Genomic DNA, 1750 nt, shown 5'->3' with positions numbered 1-1750 from the left:
GAAAGCCAAGGGCAAGAAATCAGCGACAACACTCGCAGATATTGAGGCAATTTTGGAGATGATTGAAGGGTAAACCCCAAAAGGGAAATTAGGAAGCTATGCCCCCTTAAAAAGGGGCTTTACTTTGGAACTAAGCAGGATAGAGCTGTACTTAAGCTACCTCTACTGAATAAGCCCATTCCGCTAGTCAAGAAAAATGTGGTGCTTTATAAATGAGAGTATTTGCTAGTATTTGCCTGCATTTTCCAGCTTAGCCGCCTACTGTAGGCGGCTACTCTCAGAAATAGACTGAATATGACCGATTTTGCGACTTGACGTGAAGTGATTTTTAATGCGAGCGTCTTAACAATAGAAGACCCCTACGGTGCTACTAACACTTTCGGGGTATTTGCCTTTAGCTAGCTTACAGCCTCTGGCTTCATTATTATGTCACAACAGTCCGCTTCACGTATCCCACGATCGACTTCTCTTAAGTATTCGTGGGACGCACCCCTTGCGCTTCGCTGGTATCGAGATGCCGTGTTTGATAGCATCCGTCACACCGAGGCTTTTGCCTGCATTGATATTGGTACGGGCGTTAAATCGTGGCTTTATTACTACCAAGCGCCCGTGCTACTACCAGAGCAATGCGATTCCCTTTATGGTGTTGAGCCAAAAACCACCGACAGATTGATTCGTAATTTTGAAGCGCAACTGATAGGGGATGGTTTATTTGCTTGCCCGGAAACCTTTGTGCAATACTCGGAACCCGTACTGGGACTGTGTTGGATAGGGAAACCTCACCTTAACTATCTACTCCCCCCACGGGCTGTGCTTAAGCTGGCTTGCTGGATGCCAGCTACTACCGAGGTACTGCGAGTGCTAACGTGCCTCGAAGCGATAGCAAACAAAGCTTACGAGCCACTACCGGAACCTGTGAGAATGAGTCAACACTATCGGATAGTAGAACGGCGAACCGCCCCAAAGGATAAGCTCGCACTGGTAGCCGAAGCACAAGAATTGGGGCTTTATGCCTACGCTAAGCACTTCGGCGATTTGAAGTCAGGTATCACTTACAAGCGGTTACTGGCTCACGCCGAACGAGGCGGGCAATTCCCGCCTACCCGGCAAGAGCTAAATGATTTGTTGATTGAGTTTTAGATTGCGATCGGTAAGCTCGGAAAGTAAAAAGCTAGAGTCACATCATCTGCATAGTGTGAACCTAGCTTTTCTTTTGCTTTCATTTTTATAAGTAGCCGCCTACAGTAGGCGGCTACACCAGGAAATACACACGAAAATTCACTTGCTTAGATGATGAACCCAAAACTGACTAGGTTCAAATAGGGTATTAGTGAACAAAATTACACAAGAGACCCAATAGGTCTCTAGAAAATAGAGAAAAGTGATATATAAAGCGATACAGATTTTGGAACCCTATTAGGGTTAGAAATATTTTCTCGTATAAAAGCGCGAACAAACGGTGTTTAGTCTATTTACCTTTATTTTTACAAGTAGCCGCCTACAGTAGGCGGCTAAGCTAAAAAATACAGGCAAAGACACAGACAAGCTCCCCTACTCTCAGTCACACTATGCACACGATTCGAGTCAAAGCTTCCTTCTGAGCCGTGCGATCGCCAATAAAAAACCCCCCTTATTAAGGGGGGCGGTCGGTAGGGTGAGAGTAGGGTTAAATGCAGAAGTGTTGAATGCTTATTTGATAGGATTCTGAAAATAGACATACGAATCCTATAAACTGCTGATCTCAGCAATT

At 45.2% G+C, this 1750-nt stretch carries 1 protein-coding gene; it reads left to right on the top strand.

Annotation, left to right across the window (positions count from 1 at the left end; translation table 11 throughout):
• Positions 1 to 426: 426 nt before the first annotated feature.
• Positions 427 to 1140 (top strand): hypothetical protein, encoded by a 714-nt coding sequence (locus tag QUB24_RS33345; protein ID WP_333157864.1) that lies wholly within the window; start codon positions 427 to 429, stop codon positions 1138 to 1140.
• Positions 1141 to 1750: the final 610 nt, after the last annotated feature.

This window comes from Microcoleus sp. B9-D4, from assembly GCF_036705105.1.
Classification (GTDB): domain Bacteria; phylum Cyanobacteriota; class Cyanobacteriia; order Cyanobacteriales; family Microcoleaceae; genus Microcoleus.
Note: the sequence above shows the minus strand (reverse complement) of the source record. Positions and strands in the feature narration are given on the sequence as shown.

Bases quoted from the DNA above. Each gene is read 5' to 3' on its own strand.
- QUB24_RS33345 (WP_333157864.1), top strand. From the start codon at position 427: ATGTCACAACAGTCCGCTTCACGTATCCCACGATCGACTTCTCTTAAG.